Origin of the sequence: Paractinoplanes atraurantiacus (assembly GCF_900215205.1) — a bacterium.
In the GTDB taxonomy this organism is placed as follows: Bacteria; Actinomycetota; Actinomycetes; order Mycobacteriales; family Micromonosporaceae; genus Actinoplanes; species Actinoplanes atraurantiacus.
In genome coordinates, this window is sequence record NZ_OBDY01000011.1 from 184,030 (window position 1) to 208,380 (window position 24,351).

The 24,351-nt window shown below is 71.1% G+C and carries 22 protein-coding genes and 1 pseudogene; 1 reads left to right on the plus strand and 22 read right to left on the minus strand.

The genetic code is table 11. The features are described 5' to 3' along the window. Positions 1–5: 5 nt before the first annotated feature. The 6 genes from CRP55_RS24895 to hisD are packed head-to-tail and all read right to left on the minus strand — an operon-like array spanning position 6 to position 4,084. Complete coding sequence (locus CRP55_RS24895) at positions 6–329, minus strand: hypothetical protein (RefSeq protein WP_097322530.1); 324 nt, start codon at positions 327–329, stop codon at positions 6–8. Next, positions 330–950 (minus strand): imidazole glycerol phosphate synthase subunit HisH, encoded by a 621-nt coding sequence (gene hisH / locus CRP55_RS24900; RefSeq protein WP_097322531.1) that lies wholly within the window; start codon positions 948–950, stop codon positions 330–332. Further along, entirely contained in the window at positions 950–1,108 is a 159-nt protein-coding gene (locus CRP55_RS53215) for a CG2302 family histidine operon protein (protein WP_179855327.1), read from the minus strand. Before CRP55_RS53215 ends, hisH begins: the two co-directional genes overlap by 1 nt. After that, positions 1,108–1,719, minus strand: a complete 612-nt coding sequence (gene hisB / locus CRP55_RS24905; protein ID WP_097322532.1) for an imidazoleglycerol-phosphate dehydratase HisB — start codon at positions 1,717–1,719, stop codon at positions 1,108–1,110. The genes CRP55_RS53215 and hisB overlap by 1 nt, the downstream gene beginning before the upstream one ends. Next, complete coding sequence (locus CRP55_RS24910) at positions 1,716–2,777, minus strand: histidinol-phosphate transaminase (RefSeq protein WP_097322533.1); 1,062 nt, start codon at positions 2,775–2,777, stop codon at positions 1,716–1,718. Before CRP55_RS24910 ends, hisB begins: the two co-directional genes overlap by 4 nt. Beyond that, positions 2,774–4,084: a histidinol dehydrogenase gene (gene hisD / locus CRP55_RS24915; protein ID WP_097322534.1), complete on the minus strand. Its 1,311-nt coding sequence runs from the start codon at positions 4,082–4,084 to the stop codon at positions 2,774–2,776. The genes CRP55_RS24910 and hisD overlap by 4 nt, the downstream gene beginning before the upstream one ends. 288 nt (positions 4,085–4,372) lie before the next feature. On the opposite strand from hisD, the gene CRP55_RS24920 reads away from it, so the two are divergent. Continuing rightward, entirely contained in the window at positions 4,373–5,083 is a 711-nt protein-coding gene (locus CRP55_RS24920) for an LON peptidase substrate-binding domain-containing protein (RefSeq protein ID WP_097322535.1), read from the plus strand. A gap of 1,006 nt (positions 5,084–6,089) precedes the next feature. Here the strand turns inward: CRP55_RS24920 and CRP55_RS24925 are convergent. From CRP55_RS24925 to CRP55_RS25000, 16 genes and pseudogenes are all read right to left on the minus strand, one after another. Further along, positions 6,090–6,683, minus strand: coding sequence for a hypothetical protein (locus CRP55_RS24925; RefSeq protein WP_097322536.1), 594 nt, complete (start codon positions 6,681–6,683; stop codon positions 6,090–6,092). A gap of 451 nt (positions 6,684–7,134) precedes the next feature. Continuing rightward, entirely contained in the window at positions 7,135–10,668 is a 3,534-nt protein-coding gene (dnaE, locus tag CRP55_RS24930) for a DNA polymerase III subunit alpha (protein ID WP_097322537.1), read from the minus strand. Between the two features lie 75 nt (positions 10,669–10,743). Then, entirely contained in the window at positions 10,744–12,423 is a 1,680-nt protein-coding gene (locus tag CRP55_RS24935) for a MinD/ParA family ATP-binding protein (RefSeq protein ID WP_097322538.1), read from the minus strand. Between the two features lie 133 nt (positions 12,424–12,556). Next, on the minus strand, positions 12,557–13,504 hold the full coding sequence (locus CRP55_RS24940; protein WP_097322539.1) for a hypothetical protein: 948 nt from the start codon (positions 13,502–13,504) through the stop codon (positions 12,557–12,559). A 4-nt stretch (positions 13,505–13,508) separates the two neighbouring features. Next, positions 13,509–14,396 (minus strand): RluA family pseudouridine synthase, encoded by an 888-nt coding sequence (locus tag CRP55_RS24945; RefSeq protein ID WP_245923363.1) that lies wholly within the window; start codon positions 14,394–14,396, stop codon positions 13,509–13,511. A 41-nt stretch (positions 14,397–14,437) separates the two neighbouring features. Then, positions 14,438–15,049: a signal peptidase II gene (gene lspA, locus CRP55_RS24950; protein WP_097322541.1), complete on the minus strand. Its 612-nt coding sequence runs from the start codon at positions 15,047–15,049 to the stop codon at positions 14,438–14,440. Further along, positions 15,022–15,429, minus strand: coding sequence for a TraR/DksA family transcriptional regulator (locus tag CRP55_RS24955; protein ID WP_097322542.1), 408 nt, complete (start codon positions 15,427–15,429; stop codon positions 15,022–15,024). The genes lspA and CRP55_RS24955 overlap by 28 nt, the downstream gene beginning before the upstream one ends. A gap of 296 nt (positions 15,430–15,725) precedes the next feature. Further along, complete coding sequence (locus tag CRP55_RS24960) at positions 15,726–17,261, minus strand: potassium/proton antiporter (protein ID WP_097322543.1); 1,536 nt, start codon at positions 17,259–17,261, stop codon at positions 15,726–15,728. Further along, positions 17,258–17,584, minus strand: coding sequence for a DUF167 domain-containing protein (locus CRP55_RS24965; RefSeq protein ID WP_097322544.1), 327 nt, complete (start codon positions 17,582–17,584; stop codon positions 17,258–17,260). Before CRP55_RS24965 ends, CRP55_RS24960 begins: the two co-directional genes overlap by 4 nt. A gap of 1,471 nt (positions 17,585–19,055) precedes the next feature. Then, positions 19,056–19,265: pseudogene (locus CRP55_RS56520) on the minus strand (hypothetical protein); the annotation flags it as partial. A 47-nt stretch (positions 19,266–19,312) separates the two neighbouring features. Continuing rightward, positions 19,313–20,131 (minus strand): DivIVA domain-containing protein, encoded by an 819-nt coding sequence (locus CRP55_RS24975; RefSeq protein WP_097322546.1) that lies wholly within the window; start codon positions 20,129–20,131, stop codon positions 19,313–19,315. Between the two features lie 42 nt (positions 20,132–20,173). Beyond that, positions 20,174–20,479 (minus strand): YggT family protein, encoded by a 306-nt coding sequence (locus tag CRP55_RS24980; RefSeq protein WP_097322621.1) that lies wholly within the window; start codon positions 20,477–20,479, stop codon positions 20,174–20,176. Positions 20,480–20,526: 47 nt separating this feature from the next. Beyond that, entirely contained in the window at positions 20,527–21,201 is a 675-nt protein-coding gene (locus CRP55_RS24985; RefSeq protein ID WP_097322547.1) for a cell division protein SepF, read from the minus strand. Positions 21,202–21,445: 244 nt separating this feature from the next. After that, positions 21,446–22,159: a YggS family pyridoxal phosphate-dependent enzyme gene (locus CRP55_RS24990; RefSeq protein WP_097322548.1), complete on the minus strand. Its 714-nt coding sequence runs from the start codon at positions 22,157–22,159 to the stop codon at positions 21,446–21,448. Next, on the minus strand, positions 22,156–23,289 hold the full coding sequence (gene ftsZ, locus CRP55_RS24995; RefSeq protein ID WP_097322549.1) for a cell division protein FtsZ: 1,134 nt from the start codon (positions 23,287–23,289) through the stop codon (positions 22,156–22,158). The genes CRP55_RS24990 and ftsZ overlap by 4 nt, the downstream gene beginning before the upstream one ends. A 290-nt stretch (positions 23,290–23,579) precedes the next feature. After that, positions 23,580–24,344 (minus strand): cell division protein FtsQ/DivIB, encoded by a 765-nt coding sequence (locus CRP55_RS25000; protein WP_245923351.1) that lies wholly within the window; start codon positions 24,342–24,344, stop codon positions 23,580–23,582. Between the last annotated feature and the right edge of the window lie 7 nt (positions 24,345–24,351).

The window sequence follows — 24,351 nt, forward strand, 5'->3', positions numbered from 1 at the left end:
CCCTGTTATCCGGCCTTGCGGCCGAGGATGACGACGACGAGGGCCGGTGCGGCCAGAACGATCAGCAGGGTCAGCACGATCCGCAGCGACATCTCGGGCACCCACAGCCAGATCGCGGCGATGGCCGCCAACGGCAGCAGGACGATGCCGAGACGCTCACCCCGGCTGCGACGATGCAGCGTGCCCGAGCTGCGCCGCCGCGGCAGGGTGAAGCGCCGGACCAGCGAGCGCCGCCACGCCCGGCGCGACACCTTGCGGGCCCGGACCGCCTTCTCCTTCTCGAGCACGGCGAGCCGCTCGGCGCGGCGTCGCGCTCTCTCCTTGGACATCTACAGCCCGGCGACCCAGTTGCGCAGCAGCCCGTAGCCGGCGTCGGCCGACTTCTCCGGGTGGAACTGCGCCGCGCTGAGGGCGCCGTGCTCGACGACCGCCGCGAACGGCTCGTCGTGGCTCGCGGTGGTCACCTTGGCGCCGGCTTCCTTCAAAACGTCAAGGTCCGAGGCGCCGTACGAGTGCACGAAGTAGAACCGCGCATCGGGGGCGAGGCCGTCCAGCAGCACGGAGCCGTCCGCCACGTCGACCGTGTTCCACCCCATGTGCGGGATCCGGCGCGCGGCGAGCTTGCTGACGACACCCGGCAGCAGGCCCAGGCCCTTCGTCTCGACGCCGTGCTCGACGCCCGAGTCGAACAGGATCTGCATGCCCACGCAGATGCCCAGCACGGGACGACCGGCCGCGACCCGCGCCGCGATCATCGGGCCGGCCTGGATCTCGTCGATGCCGGCCATGCACGCCGCGTACGCCCCGACGCCCGGCACCACGAGGCCGTCGGCCTCCGCCGCGAGCGCGAGGTCGCTGGTCACCGTCACGTCGGCGCCGGTGCGGGCGACCGCCCGCTCGGCCGAGCGCAGGTTGCCCGACCCGTAGTCGAGCACGACGACATTAGGCATCAGTTGTCCCCCGGGAGCAGCCAGGCGATGCCGCCGGCGACGGCCAGGGCGGCCAGCACACCGACCAGCCCGACGCTGAACTTGGTGGCGCCCGACTTGATCAGCTGGATGACGCCGCCGACCAGGAAACCGGCCAGGATGAACAGGGCGATGGCCATCAGAGCACGCCCTTGGTGGACGGGAGCTGACCGGCGTTGCGCGGGTCGATCTCGACGGCCTCGCGCAGCGCCCGCGAGAACGCCTTGAACTGGGCCTCGACCACGTGGTGGGCGTCGGGGTGACCGCCGGGGCGGCAGGCCCGCAGCACGTCCACGTGCAGGGTGACCTTGGCCGCGTGACCGAACGCCTCGAAGATGTGCCGGGTCATGCTGGTCGCGTAGACCGGGCCGATGTACGGGGTGAGCAGCGGCTCGTCGTGCACCACGTACGGGCGGCCGGACAGGTCGACGGCCGCGCGGACCAGCACCTCGTCCATCGGGATGGTCGCCGAGCCGTACCGCCGAATGCCCCGTTTGTCGCCGAGCGCCTGCGCGAAGGCCTCACCCAGAGCGATGGCGGTGTCCTCCATGGTGTGGTGCGAGTCGATCTCGAGGTCGCCCTCGGTGCGCACCGTCAGGTCGAACCCGCCGTGCCGGGCCAGCTGGTTGAGCATGTGGTCGTAGAAGCCGACGCCGGTGCTCAGGTCGCCCTGGCCCGTGCCGTCCAGGTCGATCTCGACGAGCACCTTCGTCTCGTTCGTGGCGCGTTCGACGCGCCCGGTGCGACTCACTGCAAAGCCTCCAAGAATGCGTCCGTCTCGGCCGGGGTGCCCGCGGTGACGCGCAACCACCCTGCCAGACCGACGTCGCGGACCAGAACACCGCGGTCGAGCAACCGCTGCCAAGCGATCTTCTGGTCTCCGGTCACTTCGAACAGAACAAAGTTGGCGTCGCTGTCGGCCACCCGGAGGCCACGGTCGCGGAGCGTGGTGACGATGCGGTCGCGCTGCTCCTTGATCGCCTCGACGGTGCCGAGCAGGGCGTCCCTCTCGGCCAGGGCGGCACGGGCGGCGGCCTGGGTCAGCGCCGACAGGTGGTACGGCAGCCGCACGAGCTGCACGGCATCGACCACGTCGGACGAGGCGGCCAGATAGCCCAGCCGGCCGCCGGCGAAGCCGAACGCCTTGCTCATCGTGCGGGTGACGACCAGCCGCGGGTGGTCGGGCAGCAGGGCCAGCGCGCTCGCCGTGCCCGGCCGGGCGAACTCCGCGTACGCCTCGTCGACGATCACCATGCCGCGCGCCTTCTCGAGCACGGCGGTGATCACGTCGGGGTCGAGGGCGGTGCCGGTCGGGTTGTTCGGCGAGCACAGGAAGACCATGTCGGGGTCGTGCTCGTCGAGCTGCGCGATCGCCGCGTCCGGGGTCAGCCCGAAATCGGGGTCACGCAGGGCACCGATCCAGCGGCTGCCGACACCCAAGGTCAAGAGCGGGTGCATGGAGTACGACGGGCCGAAGCCCAGCGCCGTACGACCGGGCCCCGCAAATGCCTGCAAAAGCTGTTGCTGCACCTCGTTGGAGCCGTTGGCGGCCCAGGTGTTGGCCGCGGTCAGACCGTGACCCAGGTACGCCGCGAGGTCGGTGCGCAGCGCCACCGCGTCCCGGTCCGGGTAGCGGTTGAGGTCGCGCAGCTCGGCCTGCACGGCCTTGGCGATCGCGTCGACCACGGCGTCCGGCAGCGGATAGGAGTTCTCGTTCGTGTTGAGCCGCACGGCGACGTCGAGCTGCGGCGCCCCGTACGGCGTCTGGCCCCTCAGATCGTCCCTGATAGGCAGATCCTCGATGCTCATCGCTCGAACCGCGCCTTCACAGCCTCACCGTGCGCGGGCAGATCCTCCGCGTTGGCCAGCGCGACCACGTGACCGGCGACGTCGCGCAGGGCGGCCTCGTCGTACTCGATCACGTGAACGCCCTTGAGGAACGACTGCACGGACAGGCCCGACGAGTGCCGCGCACAACCGGCGGTCGGCAGGACGTGGTTGGAGCCGGCCGCGTAGTCACCGAGCGACACCGGCGACCAGGCCCCCACGAAGATCGCGCCGGCGTTGCGGACCCGCATGGCCCACTGCCGCGCGTCCCGCGTCTGAATCTCCAGGTGCTCGGCCGCGTACGCGTCGACGACGCGCAACCCCTGCTCGAGGTCGTCGACGAGCACGACGCCGGACTGGTCGCCGGCGAGAGCGGTCTGCACCCGGGACGCGTGCTTGGTGGCCGTGACCATCGTGAGCAGCTCGGCCTCGACCGCGTCGACCAGCGCCTCGGAGTCGGTGACGAGAACGCTGGCCGCGAGCGGGTCGTGCTCGGCCTGGCTGATCAGGTCGGCCGCGACGTGCCGCGGGTCGGCCGTGTCGTCGGCCAGAATGGCGATCTCGGTCGGCCCGGCCTCGGCGTCGATGCCGACGGTCCCCTGGAGCAGCCGCTTGGCCGCGGTCACCCAGATGTTGCCGGGCCCGGTGATCACGTCGACCGGCTCGCACCGATCGCCCTCGTCGACACCGTCCGACCCGTACCCGAGCATGGCGATGGCCTGGGCGCCGCCCACGGCATAGACCTCGTCGACCCCGAGCAGCGCACAGGCCGCGAGCACCCGGGCGTCGGGAAGCCCGTTGTTCTCCTTCTGCGGCGGACTGGCCACCACGAGGGCGTCGACCCCGGCCTCCTGAGCCGGCACGACATTCATGACCACGGTGGACGGGTAAACGGCCAAACCGCCAGGAACATAAAGCCCGACTCGTTGTACGGGGATCCAGCGCTCGGTGACGGTCCCCCCGTCGACGACCTGGGTCGTGACGTCGGTGCGCCGCTGATCGGCGTGCACCTTTCGAGCCCGCTTGATCGACTCGAGCAGGGCGGCCCGCACGGCCGGCTCCAGGCTCTCCTCGGCGGCGGCGATGTCCTCCTTGGCGACACGCAGGCGCTCGAGGGTGACACCGTCGAACCGCTCGGTGGCCTCCCGGATCGCGCTGAAGCCATGCTGATGGACCGCCTCGACAACCGGTCGGATCCGCTCGACGGCCTGAGACACGTCGAGCTGGGCACGGGGCATCAGTCCACGGGGGTCCCGCCGGGAGCCACGCAGGTCGGTCCGTTTCAGCACGGCCCAAGTTTAGGCTGCCCCTCCCGTTTCCCCCTAAGCGCCGCAGCCGGGCCCATGACGTGGGATAGCCCACCCTGCCCTCACCCACCGCCCCACCCCTCGCTCGACCTCACCCCCCTCGCGCCAGGCCCACCTCCCGCGCGACCTCACCCCACCCCCGCGCGACCTCAACCCAACCCCCAGCGCGGGCCGCGCCACCCTGCCGCCGGGCGCATTCCCCTCCCCCGTGGCGCCTTTGTCTCGTTGGTGACGGGTTGACCATGGTCGGGCGACCGATAGGCTGAACTGGTGAGCAAGCGGCTGCCGGTGTTCCCGCTGGGCACGGTGCTGTTCCCGGGCCTGGTGCTCCCCCTGCACATCTTCGAGGAGCGCTACCGGGCGCTGGTGCGCGAGCTGGTGGCCGGCCCGGCCGACGACCCGCACGAGTTCGGCGTGGTCACCTTGCGCCGCGGCGCCGAGGCCCCCGCCGAGACGGTCACCTCCGACGGCCCGTCCGCGCCACCCCCGCCGATCACTTCGGACGACCTCTACCAGGTGGGATGCACCGCCGAGCTGCGCCAGGTGACCGAGCTGCAGGACGGCCGCTACGACATCATGACCGTCGGCCGCCGCCGCTTCCTGATCAAAGACGTGATCCAGGGCGACGAGCCCTACCTGACCGCCGACGTCGAGTGGCTCCCCGACGAGTCCCCCGACGAGACAGCCGAGCTGCTGGCCCCACGAGCCTTGGCCGCCTTCCGCGCCTACTTGGAGTTGCTCCGCCCCGACTCCGAGGGCTTGGACGCGGTCCCCGCCGACCCGACGGTCCTCTCCCACTTGATCGCCGCCACGGCCCAGCTCACCACCGAGGAGCGCCAGTCCTTGCTGGCCGCCCCCGACACCGCAACCCGCCTGCGCACAGAACTGAAACTCCTCAACCGCGAGTCAGGCCTCCTGGCCCGAGTCCGAGCCGTCCCGGTCCCTTTGTCCGACCTGGCCCGCCCCGCCAGCCCCAACTGACCGGCACCCCACCCACTCGCCCCGGCCCAAGCCCTCACCGGCCCCACCACCCGGCATCCCCAGCAACCCCACGCGCGTTCACCCACCACCTCGCCCTGCCCGCACACCCAGCCGTCCACGCGCCCGCCGGTCGGCCAGGCCTGCTCGCGCGCTCAACCCGCCGGCCTGGGCCGCCCGCGCGCTTCACCCAGCCGCCCGGCCTGCCCGCACCCCATGCGTCTGCGCACTCATCTTCGATACGGCGAATCAACTGGGCGGCCCTCGCCCACGCTGCGGCGACTCCGAAGCGCGCCAGGCCGCGGCCGACCTGGCCACACGCCTTACCCCACCGCCCGGCCTGCCCGCACGACTTAACCCGCCGCCCGGCCTGCCCGCACGACTTAACCCGCCGCCCGGCCCGCGCGCGCGACTTACTCGTCTGCGCACCCACCCGCACTGCGGCGACTCCCAAGCGCGCCAGGCCCCGGCCGACCTGGCCACACGCCTTACCCCGCCGCCCGGCCTGCCCGCGCGCCCACTCGTTCGGTCGTCTGTCGGTGTGCACCATCCGTCTCGGCGGCCTTTCGGCGGCTCGCGCGGAATCACCGCAGCGCGAAGCCGGTGGGAGACACCTCATTCCCAACGAATTCGCCACAGCGCCCAGCCAGCGGAGGACCCACGAGATCACCGCAGCGCCCAGCCAGCAGAAGACCCCGCGAGATCACCGCAGCGCCCAGCCAGCAGAAGACCCCGCGAGATCACCGCAGCGCCCAGCCAGCAGAAGACCCCGCGAGATCACCACAGCGCCCAGCCAGCAGAAGACCCCGCGAGATCACCGCAGCGCCCAGCCAGCGGGGAACACCACCGCCTCAACGAGATCACCAGAACGCCCGGCCAGCGGGAAACACCCGTCCTCGACGAGATCACCACAGTGCGCAGCCAGCGGAAGACACCCAGGTCCCAGCGAAATCGCCATAGCGCGCAACCGACAGTGAAGACCCGGCCATCCGAGTCGACGGCCGGGGCGCTAGTGGCGCGGTGGTTCCGCCGCGCTGCCGGTCGGGGTCTGGTCGGTCGGGGTGTGGTCGGTCGAAGCCGGGCCGGACCAGTCGTCGGCGTGCGGCGGGGTGTCGGAGTTGGGACCATAGCCGGGCCGGGCGCCGGGGACGTCCAGGTCGGGGTCGTTGGACCAGCCGGCCATGAGGGTGAGGGCGATCGCCGCCGCGAAAGCCGGCACGAGCATCGGGCCGAGAGAGTGGATCTCGGGCGGGGCCATGAAGGTGGAGCCCCGCTGGGCCGTCTCGCGCCACTGCTCGTAGTCGCTCCGGCCGATCATCTCGCCGAGCCAAGGTGCGACCAGATATCCCGCGCCGAGCGCGCCCGCCACGATGCCGGCCAGCAGGAACGGCCCGCGGTCGCGGCGCAGCAGGAGCCAGGCCCCGATCGCCACGATCAGCCCGAAGCCCAACCCGAGCAGCGTGAACCAGCCGTCCGCCGCGATGTACTCCTCAGGCGACGGATCGTTGACCGCGAGGTCGCCCTGCCCGATGCCGATCATCGGCACCGAAGGCGCGATCCACCGCCACAGCAGACCGAGCGGCCCACCAAGCACGAAAATCACCAAAAAGACCGACAAAGACACCACGAGGGTACGCCGCCACGGCCGCCGCGAGACTTCCCGAACGGCCCACTGCTCACCGGCCTCCGGCCCCGAGGAATGCGCGAGCCCGAACCCACCACCCGCCTCCGACCCGGAACCGGACCACGGCTGCGCCCCGCCCGGCGTCGGGGCAGGGGCGGACAGCGGCTGTGCGCCGCCGTCCGGCGATTGAGTGGGCGCCGACCACGGCTGTGCGCCGCCGTCCGGCGACGGGGTCGGCGCCGGCCACGGCTGTGTGCCGCCGCTCGGGGAACCGGGCCAGGCCGGGGCCTCGTAGCCTGCCGGAGTGCCGGCGGCCGGGGCGGCCGTCGGGTCGGGCGGGGGTGGGCCGGGCTGATTCTGGTGCGCCGGTTCCTGACTCGCGTTCACCCTACGATCCTGCCAGGTTCTCCCCCGCGCCGTCCCGCTCGCCCTACGCGACCGCGGACGGGCCGAGGATCATCTTCAGGTCGGCTCGCAGCGCCGGTGTCGGCGCGACCCGGACCGCGCCCAGTCGCAGGACCGTGGTGCGGCTGCCGTTCTGCAGGTGGACGTGGACCTCCGAGTCGCCGGGGTGGCTGGTCAGAATGTCCTTCAGCTCGGACACCAGCGGCGGCGTGCACCGGGTGATCGGCATCGTCAGGATGATCGGCTTGCTGTCCGGGTTGTGGGTGACGTCGGGCAGCGACATGTCCATCGCCATGATGCGCGGGGTGTCGTCGCGCCGGTCGACCCGGCCTTTCACCACCACGATCGCGTCTTCGGCGATGAACTGGCCGATCACCTCGTACGTGTTGGGGAAGAACAGCGCCTCCACCCCACCGGCCAGGTCTTCCAGGGTGGCCGAGGCCCACGCGCGGCCCTGCTTGGTGATGCGCCGCTGCACTCCCGTGAGGATGCCCGCCAGCGTCACCACCTGGCCGTCGGGGACCGAGCCTTCCTCGTTCAGCGCCGCGATCGTCGTGTCGGCCGCGTTCTGCAGGAGCTGCTCGAGGCCGGCCAGCGGGTGATCCGACACGTAGAGGCCGAGCATCTCGCGCTCGAACGCCAGCTTGTCGCGCTTGTCCCACTCGTCGTCGAGGATCGGGGGCATCGCCACCGTGGCCGCGCTGCCGCCCTCGGTGTCGCCGAAGGCTCCGAACAGGTCGAACTGCCCGGCCGCCTCGTTGCGCTTCACGTCGGCGTACGCGTCGATCGCCTCGGCGTGGACCGCGAGCAGGCCTTTGCGGCTGTGGCCCATCGAGTCGTACGCGCCGGCCTTGATCAAGGATTCAATGGTCTTCTTGTTGCAGGCCACCGCGTCGACCTTGGACAGGAAGTCGTAGAAGTCCTGGTATTTGCCCTTGTCGTCGCGGCAGCGCCGGATCGCCTCGACCACGTTGTGCCCGACGTTGCGGACCGCGGCCAGGCCGAACCGGATGTCCTTGCCGACCGGGGTGAACGGGCCGGCCGACTCGTTGACGTCGGGCGGCAGGACCTGGATGCCCATGCGCCGGCACTCGGCCAGGTACATCGCCATCTTGTCCTTGTCATCGCCCACGCTGGTGAGCAGACCCGCCATGTATTCGGCCGGGTAGTGCGCCTTGAGGTACGCCGTCCAGTAGGAGACCAGGCCGTACGCCGCCGAGTGGGCCTTGTTGAACGCGTAGCCGGCGAACGGCACCAGCACGTCCCACACCGCCTGGATGGCCTCCTTGGAGTAGCCGTGCTCCATGCAGCCCTGCTGGAACGGCACGAACTCCTTGTCGAGGATCTCCTTCTTCTTCTTACCCATGGCGCGGCGGAGCAGGTCGGCCTGGCCGAGCGAATAGCCGGCGAGGATCTGCGCGGCGCGCTGCACCTGCTCCTGATAGACGATCAGGCCGTACGTGGGCTCGAGGATCTCGCGCAGCGGCTCCTCCAGCTCCGGGTGGATCGGGGTGATCTCCTGGAGCTTGTTTTTGCGCAGCGCGTAGTTGGTGTGCGAGTCGACGCCCATCGGGCCGGGCCGGTAGAGGGCGAGGACGGCCGAGATGTCCTCGAAGTTGTCGGGTTTCATGAGGCGCAGCAGCGAGCGCATCGGGCCACCGTCGAGCTGGAACACGCCCAGGGTGTCGCCGCGGGCCAGCAGCTCGTACGCCTTCGGGTCGTCCAGCGGCAGCGCCAGCAGGTCGAGCTTTCTGCCGTGGTTGAGCTCGATGTTCTTGTTGGCGTCGTCGATGATCGTCAGGTTGCGCAGGCCCAGGAAGTCCATCTTGAGCAGCCCGAGCGTCTCGCACGTCGGGTAGTCGAACTGCGTGATGATCACGCCGTCGGCCGGGCGCCGCATGAGCGGGATGTGGTCGATGATCGGCTCGGCGCTCATGATGACGCCGGCCGCGTGCACGCCGGTCTGGCGGATCAGGCCTTCGATGCCGCGCGCGGTGTCGATCACCTTTTTGACGTCGGGGTCGGTCTCGTACAGCGTGCGGACCTCGCCCGCCTCGCCGTAGCGCTTGTGGTCCTTGTCGAAGATGCCCGACAGCGGGATGCCCTTGCCCATGACGTCGGGTGGGAGCGCCTTGGTGATCCGGTCGCCGACCGCGAACGGGTAGCCCAGCACACGGGCCGAGTCCTTGATCGCGGCCTTCGCCTTGATCGTGCCGAAGGTGGCGATCTGCGCGACCTTGTCCTCGCCCCAGCGCTCGGTCACGTATTTGATGACCTCGCCGCGCCGGCGCTCGTCGAAGTCGATGTCGACGTCGGGCATCGAGATGCGCTCGGGGTTGAGGAACCGCTCGAAGATCAGGCCGTGCGGCAGCGGGTCGAGGTCGGTGATGCCCATCGCGTACGCGATCAGCGAGCCGGCGGCCGAGCCACGGCCGGGGCCGACCGCGATGCCGTTGCGCTTGGACCACTGGATGAAGTCGGCGACCACGAGGAAGTAGGCCGGGAAGCCCATCTCGATGATGACGCCGAGCTCGTACTCCGCCTGCGTGACGTGCGTCTCGGGGATGCCGCCGGGGAAGCGGGAGCGCAGGCCCTCGTACGCCACGTGGCGGAAGTACTCCTCCTCGGTGTAACCGTCGGGGATCGGGAACCGGGGCATCAGGTTCTTGAAGGTGAACATGCCCTCGGTGTCGACCCGCTCGGCCACGAGCAGGGTGTTGCGGCAGCCCTCGAGCCACGCCTCGGACGAGTCGACGGCGCGCATCTGGTCGGCCGACTTGACGAAGTAGCCGGCGCCGTCGAAGCGGAAGCGGTTGGGGTCGGCGATGTTGCTGCCGGTCTGCACGCAGAGCAGCACGTCGTGGGCGGAGGCCTGCGCCTCGTGCGTGTAGTGGGAGTCGTTGGTGACCAGCGGCGGGATGCCGAGTTTCCTGCCGATCTCGAGGAGCCCGTCGCGGACCCGGCTCTCGATGGAGAGGCCGTGGTCCATGATCTCGAGGAAGTAGTTCTCCTTGCCCAGAGCTTCCTGGTACATCGCGGCCGACTTGAGCGCCTCGTCGAACTGACCGAGCCGCAGCCGGGTCTGCACGGCCCCGGACGGGCAGCCGGTGGTGCCCATGATGCCCTCGGCGTGCTCGGCGATGATGTCGAAGTCCATGCGCGGGTACTTGCCGAGCTGGCCCTCCATCGAGCCGCGCGAGTTGAGCCGGAACAGGTTTTTCAGACCGACGGCGTTGCGGGCCCACATGGTCATGTGGGTGTACGCGCCGTTACCGGAGACGTCGTCGCCCTTCTGCTCGGGGCGGCCCCACTTGACCCTGTTTTTCATCAGGCGGGACTCGGGCGCCACATACGCCTCGACGCCGATCACCGGCGTGACGCCGACGGCCTTGGCCTGCGTGTAGAAGTCGTACGCCCCGTGCATGTTGCCGTGGTCGGTGATGGCCGCGCCCGGCATGCCCTGGCGGGCCGCCTCGGCCAGCACTTCCTTGATGCGGGCAGCTCCGTCGAGCATCGAATACTCGGTGTGCACGTGGAGATGCACGAACGAGTCAGACACCCGGGACCCCCTGAAGTTGTAGTGACCGACCGACTCTAGCGGGCGGCTACGACAAGAACGAGGGGGAAACGCGTGTCACTCGGCGAATGGCTCGATCATCACAGACGCGGCCTTGAGCCACGCCGCGCGCGTCTCCTGCTGGAGGTCCGCATACTCGATCGAGGAGCCCACTTCCAGGGCCGGGTCGTACGGCACGACGGCCACCGCGCGGGTGCGCGTGGCGAAATGCTTGGCGAAGTCGTTGAGCAGCGGCAGCGGCCCCGGCGAGGGGCAGGAGATCAACGTCACCGCGTTCGACACCAGGTCGCCCATGCCGCTCTCGTCGAGCACGTCGAGCATCCAGTCGGCGGTGAACGCCGCGTCCTCGCGGGGCACCGTGGTGATCACGAGCTGGTCGGCCTGGCGCATCACGGTCTGCCAGTTGACGCTCTCGACGTTGTTGCCGGTGTCGACGCAGATCACGTCGTGGGTGCGGCGCAGCAGGTCCATCACCCGGCGCACGGTGCCCTGGTCGAGCCGCTGGGCGAAGCGCGGGTTCTCCTCGCCCGCCAGCACGTCGTAGGACCCGTCGGAGGCGTGCCGCAGATAGCCGTCGAGCTCCTGGAGCAGGGCGTCACCGTGCAGGTTCTCGATCTCGAGGAGATCGGCCAGAAGATGCTTGATGGTACGGGCGTGACGCGCGCTCCCGGCTCTCAGGCCGAGCGTGCCCCGCAGCTCGTTGTCGTCCCACGCGAGCACGCCCCGGCCGCGGACGCTGCCGATGGTCGCGGCCGCGAGCACGGTCGCGGTGGTCTTGTGGACGCCGCCCTTGGGGTTGGCGAAGGCCAGCACCCGCGGCTTGCCGAGCTTGCGCCGCATGACCGACACGGCCCGGGCGAACTCGTCGTCGGCCCGCGTCTGCCGCCACTCGATGCGCGCCGCGGCCGGCGAGGTCGGCGACGGCGCCACCCGCGGGGCGGGCGCCGGCGGAGCGGGCGGCGCGGCGGTCACCGGCTGCGCCAGGAGCGAGGCGGCGGACGGCGTCAGAGGTGAGAGGGCCGGCGGGGCGAGAGGCGAAGCGGCGGGTGAGGCCGCGGGCAGAGCGGCGGGCGGCTGAGCGAAAGGCGCCGCCTGAGGCGCGGCCGCCGGCGGCTGCGTGACCGGAGCCGCCGCCGAGGCGCGCACCTGCGGATAGTCACGCGGCTGGGGTTGCGCCTGCGGATAGTCACGCGGCTGAGGTGGCGCCTGCGAATAGTCCCGCGGCTGGGTTTGCGCCGGAGCGTAGTCACGCGGCGCCTGCGGATAGTCACGCGACGGCTGCGGGGCGGGCGGCTGCGGTGGGGCCGACCGCGACGAGGGCCCGAAGAAACTCGTGGGCTCGGGAGCGGAGGAAGCGGGCGGAGCGGAGGGCGCGGGCGGAGCGGACGGAGCAGGCTGTGACCGCGCCTGCCACCGGGGGTCGAGCGGATTGATCGGCCGCTGCGGCACCGCCCGCTGCGGCGACTCGGGCGCCGGCGGCTCGGCGCCGTGCTGGTCGGCCGGATGCTGGTCGTACCGCGACCCGTACGACCCGCCGCGGGAGTCGAGCGGATTGGTCGGCCGCCGGGTGGGCAGGGGCGACCCGTACTGCTGGGGCTGCTGCGGAGCGGCCTCGCGGCCCGGCTCCTCGGCCTGGTCGTCGGCGCCGCGGGAACCGTGCCGGGCGCGGTCGAGCAGCGCCCGCCATCGCGGGGCTGGTTCCGCAGGCCGGCCCCAGCCGGTCTCGGTCCCCTCCACGGCTCAGTCCTCCCTGCCCATTGCTCTCGGTGATGCCCACGCCCGGGCCGTTCGCCTTTGACAGGCTACGGAGCCGAGCGCGATAGGGCCACTGCCCGTGCCACCGACTAGAGACCTAACGTCCGGGCGGGGCTCAGGGTGCTGCCGCCGAGGCGCTGGTCGCATCGTGAGCAGCTGTCGCGTCTGACGCAGAGGGTACGGCAGGAAGATCCTCCGATGCCGAGGCGGAAGGGTCGTTCAGGTGCCCGGAGTCCCGTGATGAGGCAGATGTCACATCGACCCCGGGCGCCGACACTATCGGCGCCGACGGCTGTGAGGCAATGCCCGCGGCCGCGGTTGGCACAGCCGGGACCACACCGGTCTGCTCGGGCAGCGGGGGCCGGAACTCGGTGCGGTCCAGGCTGCGCACCTCCGGCGCCGCATCGACCGCACGCACACCCGGCCGGGCCGCCACCTGCTGCAACGCGGCCGGGGTGCCCCGGACGACGGCCGCGAAGACGCACGAGCATCCCGAGCGGTACGCCGCCGCCTCCACCTCGGCCGTGTGGGCCGCCGCCGCGTACGCGTCCCGGGCCCGGGCCTCCGCGGCCGGGAGCTTCGACGCCAGCTGCTCGTACGCGGCCTTCTCGGTGTCCCGGGCGATGGCCGCGTCGAGCATGCCGGTGAGCACGTCGGCCGGCAGCCGGTAGACCGGGATCCGCACGACCTGGGTGTGCTGGCCGGGCATCGGCACCCGCGCGTACACCTGCGCCACCGAGGCACCCTCCAGGAGGCCGGGCAGGCGCCCGGCCGGCACATAGGAGCCGAAGCTCACCAGCGCCCACATGTCTCCGGCCGCCGGCGCCGACGGCTCGGCGAGCGCGCCGAGCTCGGTACGCGACGAGTCGAGGTAGCCCGGAACGGTCTGCCCTTGGACGACCCCGATCCGTACGACATCAATGGGATCTTGAACCGGCGCGGCCTCGCGCCGGCCCACCCAGAGCGCCCCCAGCAGTACGACGCCGGCCGTCACGGCCGCGCAGGCGATCGCGAACCGGGCGTCGGACGCGGAGAGCAAGCGCACCCGCTGGGCGGGGCCCATGGGCTCAGACCGCGTCCTGAAGGACGTCGAGGGCGTACTTCAGGTCGTCGGGATAGTCGCTGACGAAGCGCACCTCGTCGTGGGTCCGCGGGTGCAGGAAGGCCAGCTCGCGGGCGTGCAGCCACTGCCGGTTGAGCTTGAGCCGGGCGGCCAGGGTGGGATCGGCGCCGTACTGTGTGTCGCCCACGCACGGGTGCCGCAGGGCCGAGAAGTGCACCCGGATCTGGTGGGTGCGCCCGGTCTCCAGCTTCACGTCGACCAGGCTGGCCGAGCGGAACGCCTCCAGCGTGTCGTAATGGGTGACGCTGGGCTTGCCGTCCGACATGACCGCGAACTTGTAGTCGGCGGTCGGGTGCCGGTCGATCGGCGCGTCGATGGTGCCCCGCAGCGGGTCGAGGTGGCCCTGCACGACCGCGTGGTAGCGCTTGTCGACCTCACGCTCCTTGAAGGCGCGCTTGAGGACGCTGTAGGCCATCTCGCTCTTGGCCACGACCATGAGCCCGGTGGTGCCGACGTCGAGCCGGTGGACGATGCCCTGGCGCTCGGCGGCGCCGCTGGTGGCCACGTTCTGCCCCATGGCGGCCAGGCCGCTGACCACGGTCGGCCCGGTCCAGCCCGGGCTGGGGTGTGCGGCCACGCCGACCGGCTTGTCCACGACCACGATGTCGTCGTCGCTGTAGACGATGGTCAGCCCGTGCACCGGCTGCGGCGCCACCGGGGGCTGCTCGGCCGCCGGCGACGGCAGGGTGACCTCGAGCCAGGCGCCCGCGCTGACCTTGTCGGACTTGGGCCGCGGGTAGCCGTCGACCAGCGCGTCGCCGGCCTCGACCAGGGTCGCCGCGGCCGTGCGGGACAGCCCGAAGAGGCGGGAGACGGCCTGGTCCAGGCGCATGCCGTCGAGCCCGTCGGGGACGGGCAGGGATCGTTGCGAGCTCACTGCTTCTCGGCCTTCTTCCGTACGAGTCGTCGCCCGTCCCGCTGCCGGCCGGTGAGCTCGAGGAGCACGGCCAGCACGACGCCGACGCTCAGGCACGCGTCGGCGATGTTGAACACGGCGAAATACTCCGCGTACGGCCCGAAGACGCTGATCATGTCGACCACGTGGCCGTGGAGGAAGGACGGCGCGCGGAACAGCCGGTCTCCCAGGTTACCCAGGGCGCCGCCGAGCACGAGACCGAGCGCGATGCCCCACGGCAGCGACCGCAGCTTCGTGGCCATCCAGGCGATCCAGCCGATCACCACGATGGTGATCAGCGGGAACACCCAGGTGTAGCCCTCGCCGAAGCTGAAGGCGGCGCCGCTGTTGCGCAGCAGCGACAGGTAGACCAGGCCGCCGAGGATGCGCACGGGCTCACCCTCGGTCAGGTTTTCGGTGGAGAGCCACTTGACCCACTGGTCGAGGGCCACAGCCACCACGGCGGTGGCGGCGAGCACGAGCACGGCGGCACGGCTGAACCCGGGGCGTGGTCCCGGCTCCGGCTCGTCCACGGTGGTCGCGTCCGTCGCCTCGTCGGCGTTCAGCGTCGTTCCTCCAGCTGCTTGCATGACACACAGAGAGTCGCGGAGGGGAACGCCGCCAGTCGCTCGACCGGGATCGCGTTGCCGCACCGCTCGCACCAACCGTAGTTCCCCTCGCCGAGGCGGTCGATGGCGCGCTCCACCTGATTGATCCGCTCCAGCAGATTGTTGGCCAGAGTGATCTCCTGCTCACGCTCGAAGGTCTTGGTGCCGGCGTCGGCCTGGTCGTCGCCGGCCGAGTCCTCCATGCGGTCGCGCGCCAACTCGGTGATCTCGCTGATCGACTGCGAGTACTCGGCCTGGAGCTCGTCCCGCCGCTCGACCAGAGCGACCCGGATCTTCTCGGTCTCGGCGGCGCTGCGTGTCCGCTTGGCGGCGGCTGCCTTGGTGTCGCTTGCCTTGGCCATCGTCGCTCCCTCGGCCGCGCCCCGCGCGGCGATCAGCGTCTCTTGAGATCGGCGCCTCCACCGACCTCTGGTGATCTTCCCCCACCTGCGAAAACAGCGCGGCTGAACGGAACAGCCGCGCACTCTCGGAGGACCGCAAGGATACGGAACGTATCTGAAAGCGACAACCTTTATGCCTTTGTACGCGTCCTGGTGCCACCAACCGCAAGCTCTCCCCTCCGGGCTTCGCGGTGGCGGCCGGCCGGTGGTCACCCTCCCCGGTCCGCCGCCGGGCTGTCCTGCCACGAAAGCCCGGATCAGTGGCGCTGTTCCCGGCCGTCCTCACCGAACCAGCGGGCCAGCCGCCCCCGCCGGCTCACGGCCCGCAGCCGCCTCTCGGCGACGTCGCGGGCGGCCGCGGTCGCCACGATCAGCAGGGCGTCCCCGGTGCGCAGGCGGGTGTCCGGTCCCGGCACGAAGCCGTTGCCGTCGCGCACCACCAGGCTCACCGAGGCCCCCTTGGGCAGGCGGAGCTCATCGATGTGGACCCCGGCCAGCCGCGAACCCGGCGTGACGTCCATGTGCAGCAGGTCGGCGTTCAGCCGTTCCAGCGGCGCCGCCTCCACGTGCACCTCGGCCGCCTCGGCCGGGGCGGTGACCTTGAGCAGGCGGGCCGCCGGCCCGAGCGTGGTCGCCTGGAGCAGCGTGAAGATGATGACCAGCACGAACACCGCGTCGAACAACCCCTCGGCCCCCGGCGTGCCGGCCGACAGCGGGATGGTGGCCAGCACGATCGGCACCGCCCCGCGCAGCCCCGCCCAGGACAGGAAGGCCGTCCCCCGCCAGCCGACCCGGTTGCCGGGCCGCCGCGGCCCCCGCACGGGCCGGGCCAGCACCGCTGAGACGATCACCGACAGCGGCCGGGCCAGCAGGACCAGCGCCACCCCCACGACCAGGGCCGGCACCAGCGCGCTGCTCAGGTGCGAGGGCGAGGAGAGCAGCCCGAGCAGCACGAACAGCCCGATCTGGGCCACCCAGGCCAGCCCGTCGGCGAAACCGAGAATGGCCCGCCGGTGCGGGATCCGCCCGTTGCCGAGCACGACTCCCGCCACATAGACGGCGAGGAACCCGGACGCGTGGGCGACGGCCCCCGCCGCGTAGGCCAGAACGGTGAGCCCCACCGCCGCGATCGGATAGAGCCCGGCCGACGGCAGCGCGGCGTGCCGGAGCAGCCAGCTCCCCCCGGCGCCGACCGCGAACCCGATCACCGCGCCCGCCGCCAGCTCGTAGCTGACGATCAGAAGCTCGTACCACCAAGGGTGTTGACCCACCTCGGTAGCGCTCAGCAGAACGACCAGCAGAACCACCGGCGCATCGTTCATGCCGGACTCGGCCTCGAGCGTGGCCACGAGCCGAGGCGGCAACCGCAGCCGCCGAAGCGTCGCGAAAACCGCGGCGGCGTCGGTCGACGACAGCACCGCCCCATAAAGCAAGGCCAACTGCCAGGGCAGACCGAGAATGAGATGTACGGCGAGACCGACCACCGCGATGCTCACCGCCACCCCGACGGTGGCCAGCGAGGCGGAAAGCCCCAGCACCGGCCGCAGCGTGCTCCACCGGGCCGTGAGCCCACCCTCGGCGATGATCACGATGAGCGCGCAGAACCCGAGGGTCCGCGTCAGCTCCGCGTCATCGAACCGGATACCGAGCCCCGCCTCCCCGATGACCATCCCGATGGCCAGGTAGACGAGCAGACTGGGCAGCCCGAGCCGGGTGGAGAGCCGAACCGCCCCCACAGCGACGAGAAGAACCGCCGCCCCGATGAGCAGAGAGGTGTCAAGGTTCCCCGTCATGCCGGCGGGCCGTCGCGCAGCGCAGCCACACGCTCGGCGACCCCCGCGCCGCCCGGCGTAACCGTGAACACCTTGTCCCGGCTGGTAGCCCCCACCTTGAGCGCCACCGCCGCCGGCCGGACCCCCAGCGCCGAGGCCAGAGCCCGCCGCACCGCTTCAGTGGCTTTCCCGTCCACGGCGGGCGCCCCCACCGCGACGATCAGCGCAGCCCCATGCGCCCCCTCGTAGGACCCACCGACCTTGGTCCGCCCGGCCCCCGGCTTGACCCGCACCGCCACGGTGACGACGGCCGACTCTTCGGGAGGCACGCTGCGCTTGACCATGCCCCATTGTGCCGATCACCCGCGTCCCAAACGAGAGCGGCTTTCACCCCACCCTCCCCTGCCGCCGGCCCCTACCCCTTCAGCAACGAGTGGTCCTCGGCGAGCTGAGTCGATCATCAAGGAAGGCAGGACGGCGGCTGAAGCGATGCCGGCCAGCGGCGAGGGAGACCGGCAAATGCCGCATATCATGCCAAGCCGAGGAAGCGAGGAGGCATGGCAGAACGACGCCCGCGGGAAGGGGCCGGAGGCCTGGCGGCGCAGTGCTCCCCCGAGGAACGAGCGGATGTCAACGCTGGCCGGCGCGGCACTCACCGGACGAGCGCACGGGTCTCAGCGCCGGAGGGCGCGGCGCTCGACCGAGGAGCGAACGAGTCTCAGCACCGGAGGGCGCGACGCTCACCCGAGGAGCGAACGAGTCTCAGCACCGGAGGACGCGGCACTCACCCGAGGAGCGAACGAGTCTCAGCACCGGAGGACGCGGCACTCACCCGAGGAGCGAACGAGTCCCAGCGCCGGAGGGCGCGGCACTCGGCCGAGAAGCGAGCGGGTGTCAGCGCTGGACGGCGCTCGCCACCAGGCGGTCGACCGGGCGGCACAGGCCGCACGGGCTGAAGCCCAGCTCGACGGCCTCGCCGACTCCGATGGGCTCGGTGAGACGGCCGACCAGGTGGGGGCAGTCGGGCAGGTGGTAGCGGGGGCGCCCGTCGACCACCAGCACCTCGGCGTCGAGGCGGGCCACCCGCACCGCGTCGGCCGGCCGTACCGACTGCGGCAACGGCTCGTCGTCCGGATCGTCCACGTCGGGCTCGGCGAACTCGTCGTCCTCCGCGGCCGCCTCCGGCTCGGCGCCCGGATCACGGCGCCAGGCATCCGCACCCGGGTTCGCACTGCGCGCCGCGTTGATCGCGGAAGAGGCCCGGTCATAGTCGGGCCCGGCCTCGCGGGTGTCCTGATCGCCGGAATCGCGATAGGCGGCCTGATCGTCGAAGTCGCCCTGACCGGACTGGCCAGCGAAGCCGCGTTGAGCCGACTGGCCGGGAACGTCGCGCTGGGCGGACGGGTCAGTGAAGTCGCGCTGGGCCGACTGGCCGGGGACGTCGCGCTGGGCCGACTGGCCGGGGACGTCGCGCTGGGCGGGCTGGTCGCGGTTCAGGTCGGCCGCCATGGCCTCCTTGGCGTCGCGCCAACCTGCCGCATGAGCCTCATCGGCGGACAAATCGCCCGGCGGGACGGCGCCCGGGCCCTGGGGCGTGACGTGGGGGTCGGTGTCGGCGACGGCGTCGAACTGGACTGTGTCCCGAGAGGCCGATTCGGCTGCGAAAGACTCGCCGGGCGGAGGAGGATCGTCGGGGGCGCGACGGCGCCGGGCCGGATCCCCGGCCGCCTGCGCGGCGAACTCGGGCTCCGCCACGAAGGCCTCGTCGGGGTAGTCCTCGACGGCGTAATCGCCGGCGGCGTAGTCGTCGGCCGGATAAGCGCCCTCGACGTGCTCGTCGGCGGGCGTGGTGCGCGCGGCCGCGCGCCGGGCCGAAGCCGCCTGACGGGCGCCGACCACAAGGAAGACCGCGGCCACCAGGCTGGCCACGATGGAGCTGATGAGCAGGTTGCTCGACCCGCCGGTGAGGCCCATGACGAGCAGGGCCACCGCGACGAGGATGAGCAGAAGACTAGCGACAATCATGGCTCATCCTCGTCGTGAGAAACCGGCGGGAGATGGGAAAGCGGAGGTCAGCGCCCGGACTCGATGGAGTTGGCGCGGCCGCCGCCGTACGAACCGGCGAGGCCGGCCGCGGCGAGACCACCGCTGCCACCGACGGCACGACCGGAGTCGGCCCGCGACATCTCGGCCTCGAGGCCCTGGCCCCGGCCGTCGAGGTCGCGCAGCTGGCTCTCGAGGTAGGCCTTCAGGCGCGTGCGGTACTCGCGCTCGAACTGCTTCAGCTCCTCGATGTGCTTCTGCAGCGCCGTCCGCTTCGCGTCGAGACCGCCCATGGCCTCCTGGTGACGCTGACGGGCGTCACGCTCGAGGGCGTCGGCCTTGGCCCGCGCCTCACGGGTGACCTCCTCCGCCTTGGAACGGGCGTCGGAGAGAAGCTTGTCGGCCTCGCGGCGCGCGTCGGCGACGTGGTCGTCGGCGGTGCGCTGGGCCATCATGAGCACCCGCAGGGCCTGCTGCTCGCCGTCGGCGCCGCCGCTCGCGGCGCCACCGCCGACCGGGCCCGCGGCGCGGACCTGCTCGAGCTCGGCCTGCATCTGCCGGGCGGCCTGCTCGGCCTGCGCCTTGTCGCGCTGCACCCGGTCGAGCTGGGCCTTGACGTCGTTGAGCTCCGCGGCGAGGCGCGGGTCGGCGGAAGGACCGGCTGGCGCGCCACCCCGACCGCCGCGCTCCACCTGGGCGCGCAGCTCGTTGTTCTCCTCGATCAGACGGGCGAGCTCGCGCTCGACCTCGTCAAGGAAGGCGTCGACCTCCTCCTCGTCGTACCCCCGCTTGCCGATCGGGGGCTTCTTGAAGGCGACGTTGTGCACGTCGGCCGGGGTCAGCGGCATCGAAACTCCTCGGGTCAGTTGCGGCCGCGGTGGGGCTGCTGTCTAGCTGAAGTTCAGTATCAGTCTCTGCAACACGAACCTCATGAGCACGAACAGGATAACCAGCAGCACGATGGAAGCCAGGTCCAAGCTCACGTTACCAATGCGCAGCGGTGGGATCACACGCCTCAACGCCTTGAGGGGCGGATCAGTGACGCTCCACACCGTTTCCAACGCCGCCGACGCCCCACGACTGGGTTGCCACCGTCGCCCGTACTGAAGTACCGCACCCAGCACGAACCTGGCAAGCAGGACGAGAAAGAAGATATATACGAGCAAATACAAGATTTGGAACACGACCGAGAGCACGGTGCTCGAGTCCTCCCCCATTCGGGTTACGCCGGGCGCCGAGGCAGCTAGCCCTGGCTGAAGAACCCGCCTTCAGCGATCTTGGCCTTGTCCTCCGCGGTGACCTGGACATTCGCCGGCGAGAGCAGGAACACCCGGTTCGTCACGCGCTCGATCGTACCGCGAAGACCGAAGGCCAGACCGGCCGCGAAGTCGACCAGACGGCGGGCGTCACCTTCATCCATCTCAGTGAGATTGATGATGACCGGAACACCGTCCCGGAAGTGCTCTCCGATGGTGCGGGCCTCACGGTACGTAGTCGGGTGCAGGGTCGTGATCTGGTAGCGCTGCTCTTCCTCGGCCTGACGGGGCGCCGGCTGCGGCTGGTGCACGGTCTGCGGAGCGAGCGCGAGGTTCTCCCGCGTCGAGTAGCTCAGCGCCGAATCGGCGGCGCTCGGACCCGATCGGGTGATGGAGCGGACGCTGGCGCGCTCGGGGCGCTCGACCGGCTCGTCGTCGACGTCGGTGTGCGAGAGGCGACGGCCGGCGCGCTCGGTGCGAGCCCGGGGCACGGTGCGCTCCTCCTCGAACTCCTCGTCGTCCTCGTCGATGTCGTTCTCGTAGCGGCTGCCGGAGTAGCGGCGGTCCCGCTGGTGGTACGAGTCCTCGCGGTACCCGTAGTCGCGGTCTTCGTCCTCCTCGACGAGGCCCAGCCAGACGCCCGCCTTACGAATGGCGCTCATGCCCTCACCCCATCCCGCATCCGAGCGTGACCCCGCTCGGCGCCGACCCGACCAGCCATGTGCCCCCACCTTCGTCCGCTTCGCGAAACGCACCCCCTGCGCTTTCGCTGTCCCCCCTAGCACCCCAGCCCGGTCCGAACAGGACCGCACGCTGCGGCGATGCCGCGTCGTCGGACGCGCCGGCCACCTTCGCGAGTGGCGCCGCGTTAAACAACACCTATGTAGTTTGCTGCCCGCCGCAAGGCTACCGCAGCGGGTTTCGCATTCCGAGCAAAGAACTGCCGATCCGGACGTGTGTCGCGCCGTGCCGGATCGCCGCCTCAAGGTCCCCGCTCATACCCGCGGAGATCATCTTCGAATCGGGGTGTGACGCGATCAGACGGTCCGAGATCGACTTGAGCTGCTCGAACGCGCGATCGGGATCCCAGTCCGTCGGCGCCACCGCCATGACGCCGCCCAGGCGCAGCGATGTGGACGACGCGATGGAGTCGGAAACCCGCCAGATGTCGTCGCCGGCCGCGCCCCCGCGCGCCGGATCGCCGTCGATGCTCACCTGGACCAGAGCCTCAAGTGGATCATCGCGGAGAGAGGAAGCCGCGCGAGCCAGAGCAAGGGCCAGCCGTACGGAGTCGACCGACTCGACCACGTCGGCATAGGACACCACCGAGCGCGCCTTGTTGCGCTGCAACTGTCCGATGAAGTGCCAGCGCGGTGTCGCGCCGGCGGCCGCGGCGGAAGCCGCTTTCGGAGCAGCCTCCTGATCGCGGTTCTCCCCCACGTCGGTGACGCCGAGCCCGGCGAGCAACACCACGTCGCTCGCCGGGTACGTCTTGGTCACCGCCACCAGGTGCGCGGCGTCCTCCGGCCGGCCGGCCGCCGCGCAGGCGCGGGCGATCCGCCCGCGCACCTGCTGAAGGGCCGCGGACAACTCGGCCCTACGATCCGTCACCGCCGTCAGGAGCCGTTCTTCAGGAAGTCCGGCACGTCGACGTCGTCGAAGAGCACCCGGCGCGGGGTCGGTGTCGTCGTGGCGGGCGGCGGCGTGGTGACCGCGGGCGCGGCCGGGGCCGCGGCCGGCACCGCCGGAGCGGCCGGCTGCTGGATCACCTTGCGGGCCGGCTCGGACGGCTTGTACGAGGGCGTGCCCCCGTCGAAGCCGGCCGCGATGACCGTGACCCGCACCTCGTCGCCGAGCGCGTCGTCGATGACCGCGCCGAAGATGATGTTCGCGTCCGGGTGGGCCGCGTCGGTGACCAGCTGGGCCGCGTCGTTGATCTCGAACAGGCCCAGGTCGGAGCCGCCGGCGATGGAGAGCAGCACGCCGCGGGCGCCGTCCATGCTCTGCTCGAGCAGCGGACTCGAGATGGCCCGCTCGGCCGCCTCGACCGCGCGGTTGTCACCGCGGGCGCTGCCGATGCCCATGAGGGCGCTGCCGGCGTTGCTCATGACGCTCTTGACGTCGGCGAAGTCCAGGTTGATCAGACCGGGCGTGGTGATCAGGTCGGTGATGCCCTGCACACCGGAGAGCAGCACCTGGTCGGCCTGACGGAACGCGTCCATCATGCTGATGCCGCGGTCGCCGAGCGCGAGCAGCCGGTCGTTCGGGATCACGATGAGCGTGTCGCACTGGTTGCGCAGCTCGTCGATGCCGGCCTCGGCCTGCACCTGGCGGCGCTTGCCCTCGAACGAGAACGGCCGGGTGACCACGCCGATGGTCAGCGCACCGAGCTTGCGGGCGATGTTGGCGACGACGGGCGCGCCGCCGGTGCCGGTGCCGCCGCCCTCGCCACACGTCACGAAGACCATGTCGGCGCCCTTGAGCACCTCTTCGATCTCGTCGCGGTGGTCCTCGGCGGCGTTCTTGCCGACCTCGGGCTGGGCTCCGGCGCCGAGGCCACGGGTGAGCTCCCGGCCGACGTCGAGCTTGACGTCGGCGTCGCTCATCAGCAGCGCCTGCGCATCGGTGTTGATCGCGATGAACTCGACGCCCTTGAGCCCGACCTCGATCATGCGGTTCACGGCGTTCACGCCGCCGCCACCGATACCGACGACCTTGATGACCGCCAGGTAGTTGTGGGGAGGTGTCATGGGCTCTCAGCCTTCCCTTCCAGGGTTAGTGGATGCCGTTAGGCCCCGGCGCGGTCCGGCCTGACCACGCGTCGGCATCCGCTGCCGTACAAGGGAGGGCGAGGAAACCCTCACCCTCTACTAGAGGCTTAGGGTTATGTCAACCACTGAAGCCTCTGGTGGCAACGTATGCGGCATTGCGATGTCAACCAAAGACCCGGCGCGGCGTGTCGGCGTCCGCTTACGTGGCGAACATCCGACGGACCCGTAGCCTCGACCTAAAAGCGTCGTTTGTCCGCTTATGGCGGATATTAGCGAATCGTCACAACTGACGGCGCGCTGACGTCGATCTCGCTGCCCTTGCGCTTCAGCAAAGCGGTGGCCACCTGGCTCTTGGTGTCGCTCTGGGTGTCGTCGCCCCACACCACCGTGCGGTCCTTTTTCAGCTCCAGCTTGATCTGCGCCGGTTTCGGCACCGCCACGGCCACCAGTTGCTCGCGCAGCTCCTCGCTGAGCGCGCCGAGCACGGTCAGCGCCGATTTCGTGTTCACGTCGTCCGGACCCGGCGCCGAGGTGCGCACCAGCGGCAGCCCGGCCGGCGCCTGCCCGACGGTGCGATAGGGCACGCCCTCGCGGTCGATCAGCGAGAACTGGCCGGCCGCGGGCACGGCCGCCACCGGCGTGCGCTCCACGACCTCGACCACCAGCGTGGACGGCCAGCTGCGCCGCACCACGACCCGGTCGACCGCCGGCAGCGTACGCACCTTGGCCCGCACCGCGCCGAGGTCGACCCGGGCCAGCGGCTCGCGCTGCGGCACCGCAGCCGCCTGCTCGATCTGCAACGGGGTGAGGAACTGGGTGCCGACCACCTTCACGTCCCGCACGCCGAGCACCGACGTGCCGAAGACGACCCAGGACACGATGCCGGCCAGGGCGAGCACGCCGGCGGCGATCGCCCAGGGCAGGACGGCGCGCAGCTTGCGCTTGCGGGCGCGGGCCATGAAACGGCGTGCCGAGGCGGGCACCGCGTCGGTGTCCGCCCGCACGAGCCGCCAGTTGCGCCCGCCCCCGCTCACCGCCGCT

What these genes read in the sequence shown, in the direction of transcription:
- CRP55_RS24960 (WP_097322543.1), bottom strand. Translation starts at nt 17,261, where the DNA reads ATGACGGGGAACCTTGACACCTCTCTGCTCATCGGGGCGGCGGTTCTT.
- CRP55_RS24945 (WP_245923363.1), bottom strand. Translation starts at nt 14,396, where the DNA reads ATGCGCCTGGACCAGGCCGTCTCCCGCCTCTTCGGGCTGTCCCGCACG.
- hisH (WP_097322531.1), bottom strand. Translation starts at nt 950, where the DNA reads ATGCCTAATGTCGTCGTGCTCGACTACGGGTCGGGCAACCTGCGCTCG.
- CRP55_RS53215 (WP_179855327.1), bottom strand. Translation starts at nt 1,108, where the DNA reads ATGGCCATCGCCCTGTTCATCCTGGCCGGTTTCCTGGTCGGCGGCGTC.
- CRP55_RS24975 (WP_097322546.1), bottom strand. Translation starts at nt 20,131, where the DNA reads ATGCCGCTGACCCCGGCCGACGTGCACAACGTCGCCTTCAAGAAGCCC.
- CRP55_RS24985 (WP_097322547.1), bottom strand. Translation starts at nt 21,201, where the DNA reads ATGAGCGCCATTCGTAAGGCGGGCGTCTGGCTGGGCCTCGTCGAGGAG.
- CRP55_RS24940 (WP_097322539.1), bottom strand. Translation starts at nt 13,504, where the DNA reads ATGGGCCCCGCCCAGCGGGTGCGCTTGCTCTCCGCGTCCGACGCCCGG.
- ftsZ (WP_097322549.1), bottom strand. Translation starts at nt 23,289, where the DNA reads ATGACACCTCCCCACAACTACCTGGCGGTCATCAAGGTCGTCGGTATC.
- CRP55_RS24965 (WP_097322544.1), bottom strand. Translation starts at nt 17,584, where the DNA reads ATGGTCAAGCGCAGCGTGCCTCCCGAAGAGTCGGCCGTCGTCACCGTG.
- lspA (WP_097322541.1), bottom strand. Translation starts at nt 15,049, where the DNA reads ATGCAAGCAGCTGGAGGAACGACGCTGAACGCCGACGAGGCGACGGAC.
- CRP55_RS24910 (WP_097322533.1), bottom strand. Translation starts at nt 2,777, where the DNA reads ATGAGCATCGAGGATCTGCCTATCAGGGACGATCTGAGGGGCCAGACG.
- CRP55_RS24955 (WP_097322542.1), bottom strand. Translation starts at nt 15,429, where the DNA reads ATGGCCAAGGCAAGCGACACCAAGGCAGCCGCCGCCAAGCGGACACGC.
- CRP55_RS24895 (WP_097322530.1), bottom strand. Translation starts at nt 329, where the DNA reads ATGTCCAAGGAGAGAGCGCGACGCCGCGCCGAGCGGCTCGCCGTGCTC.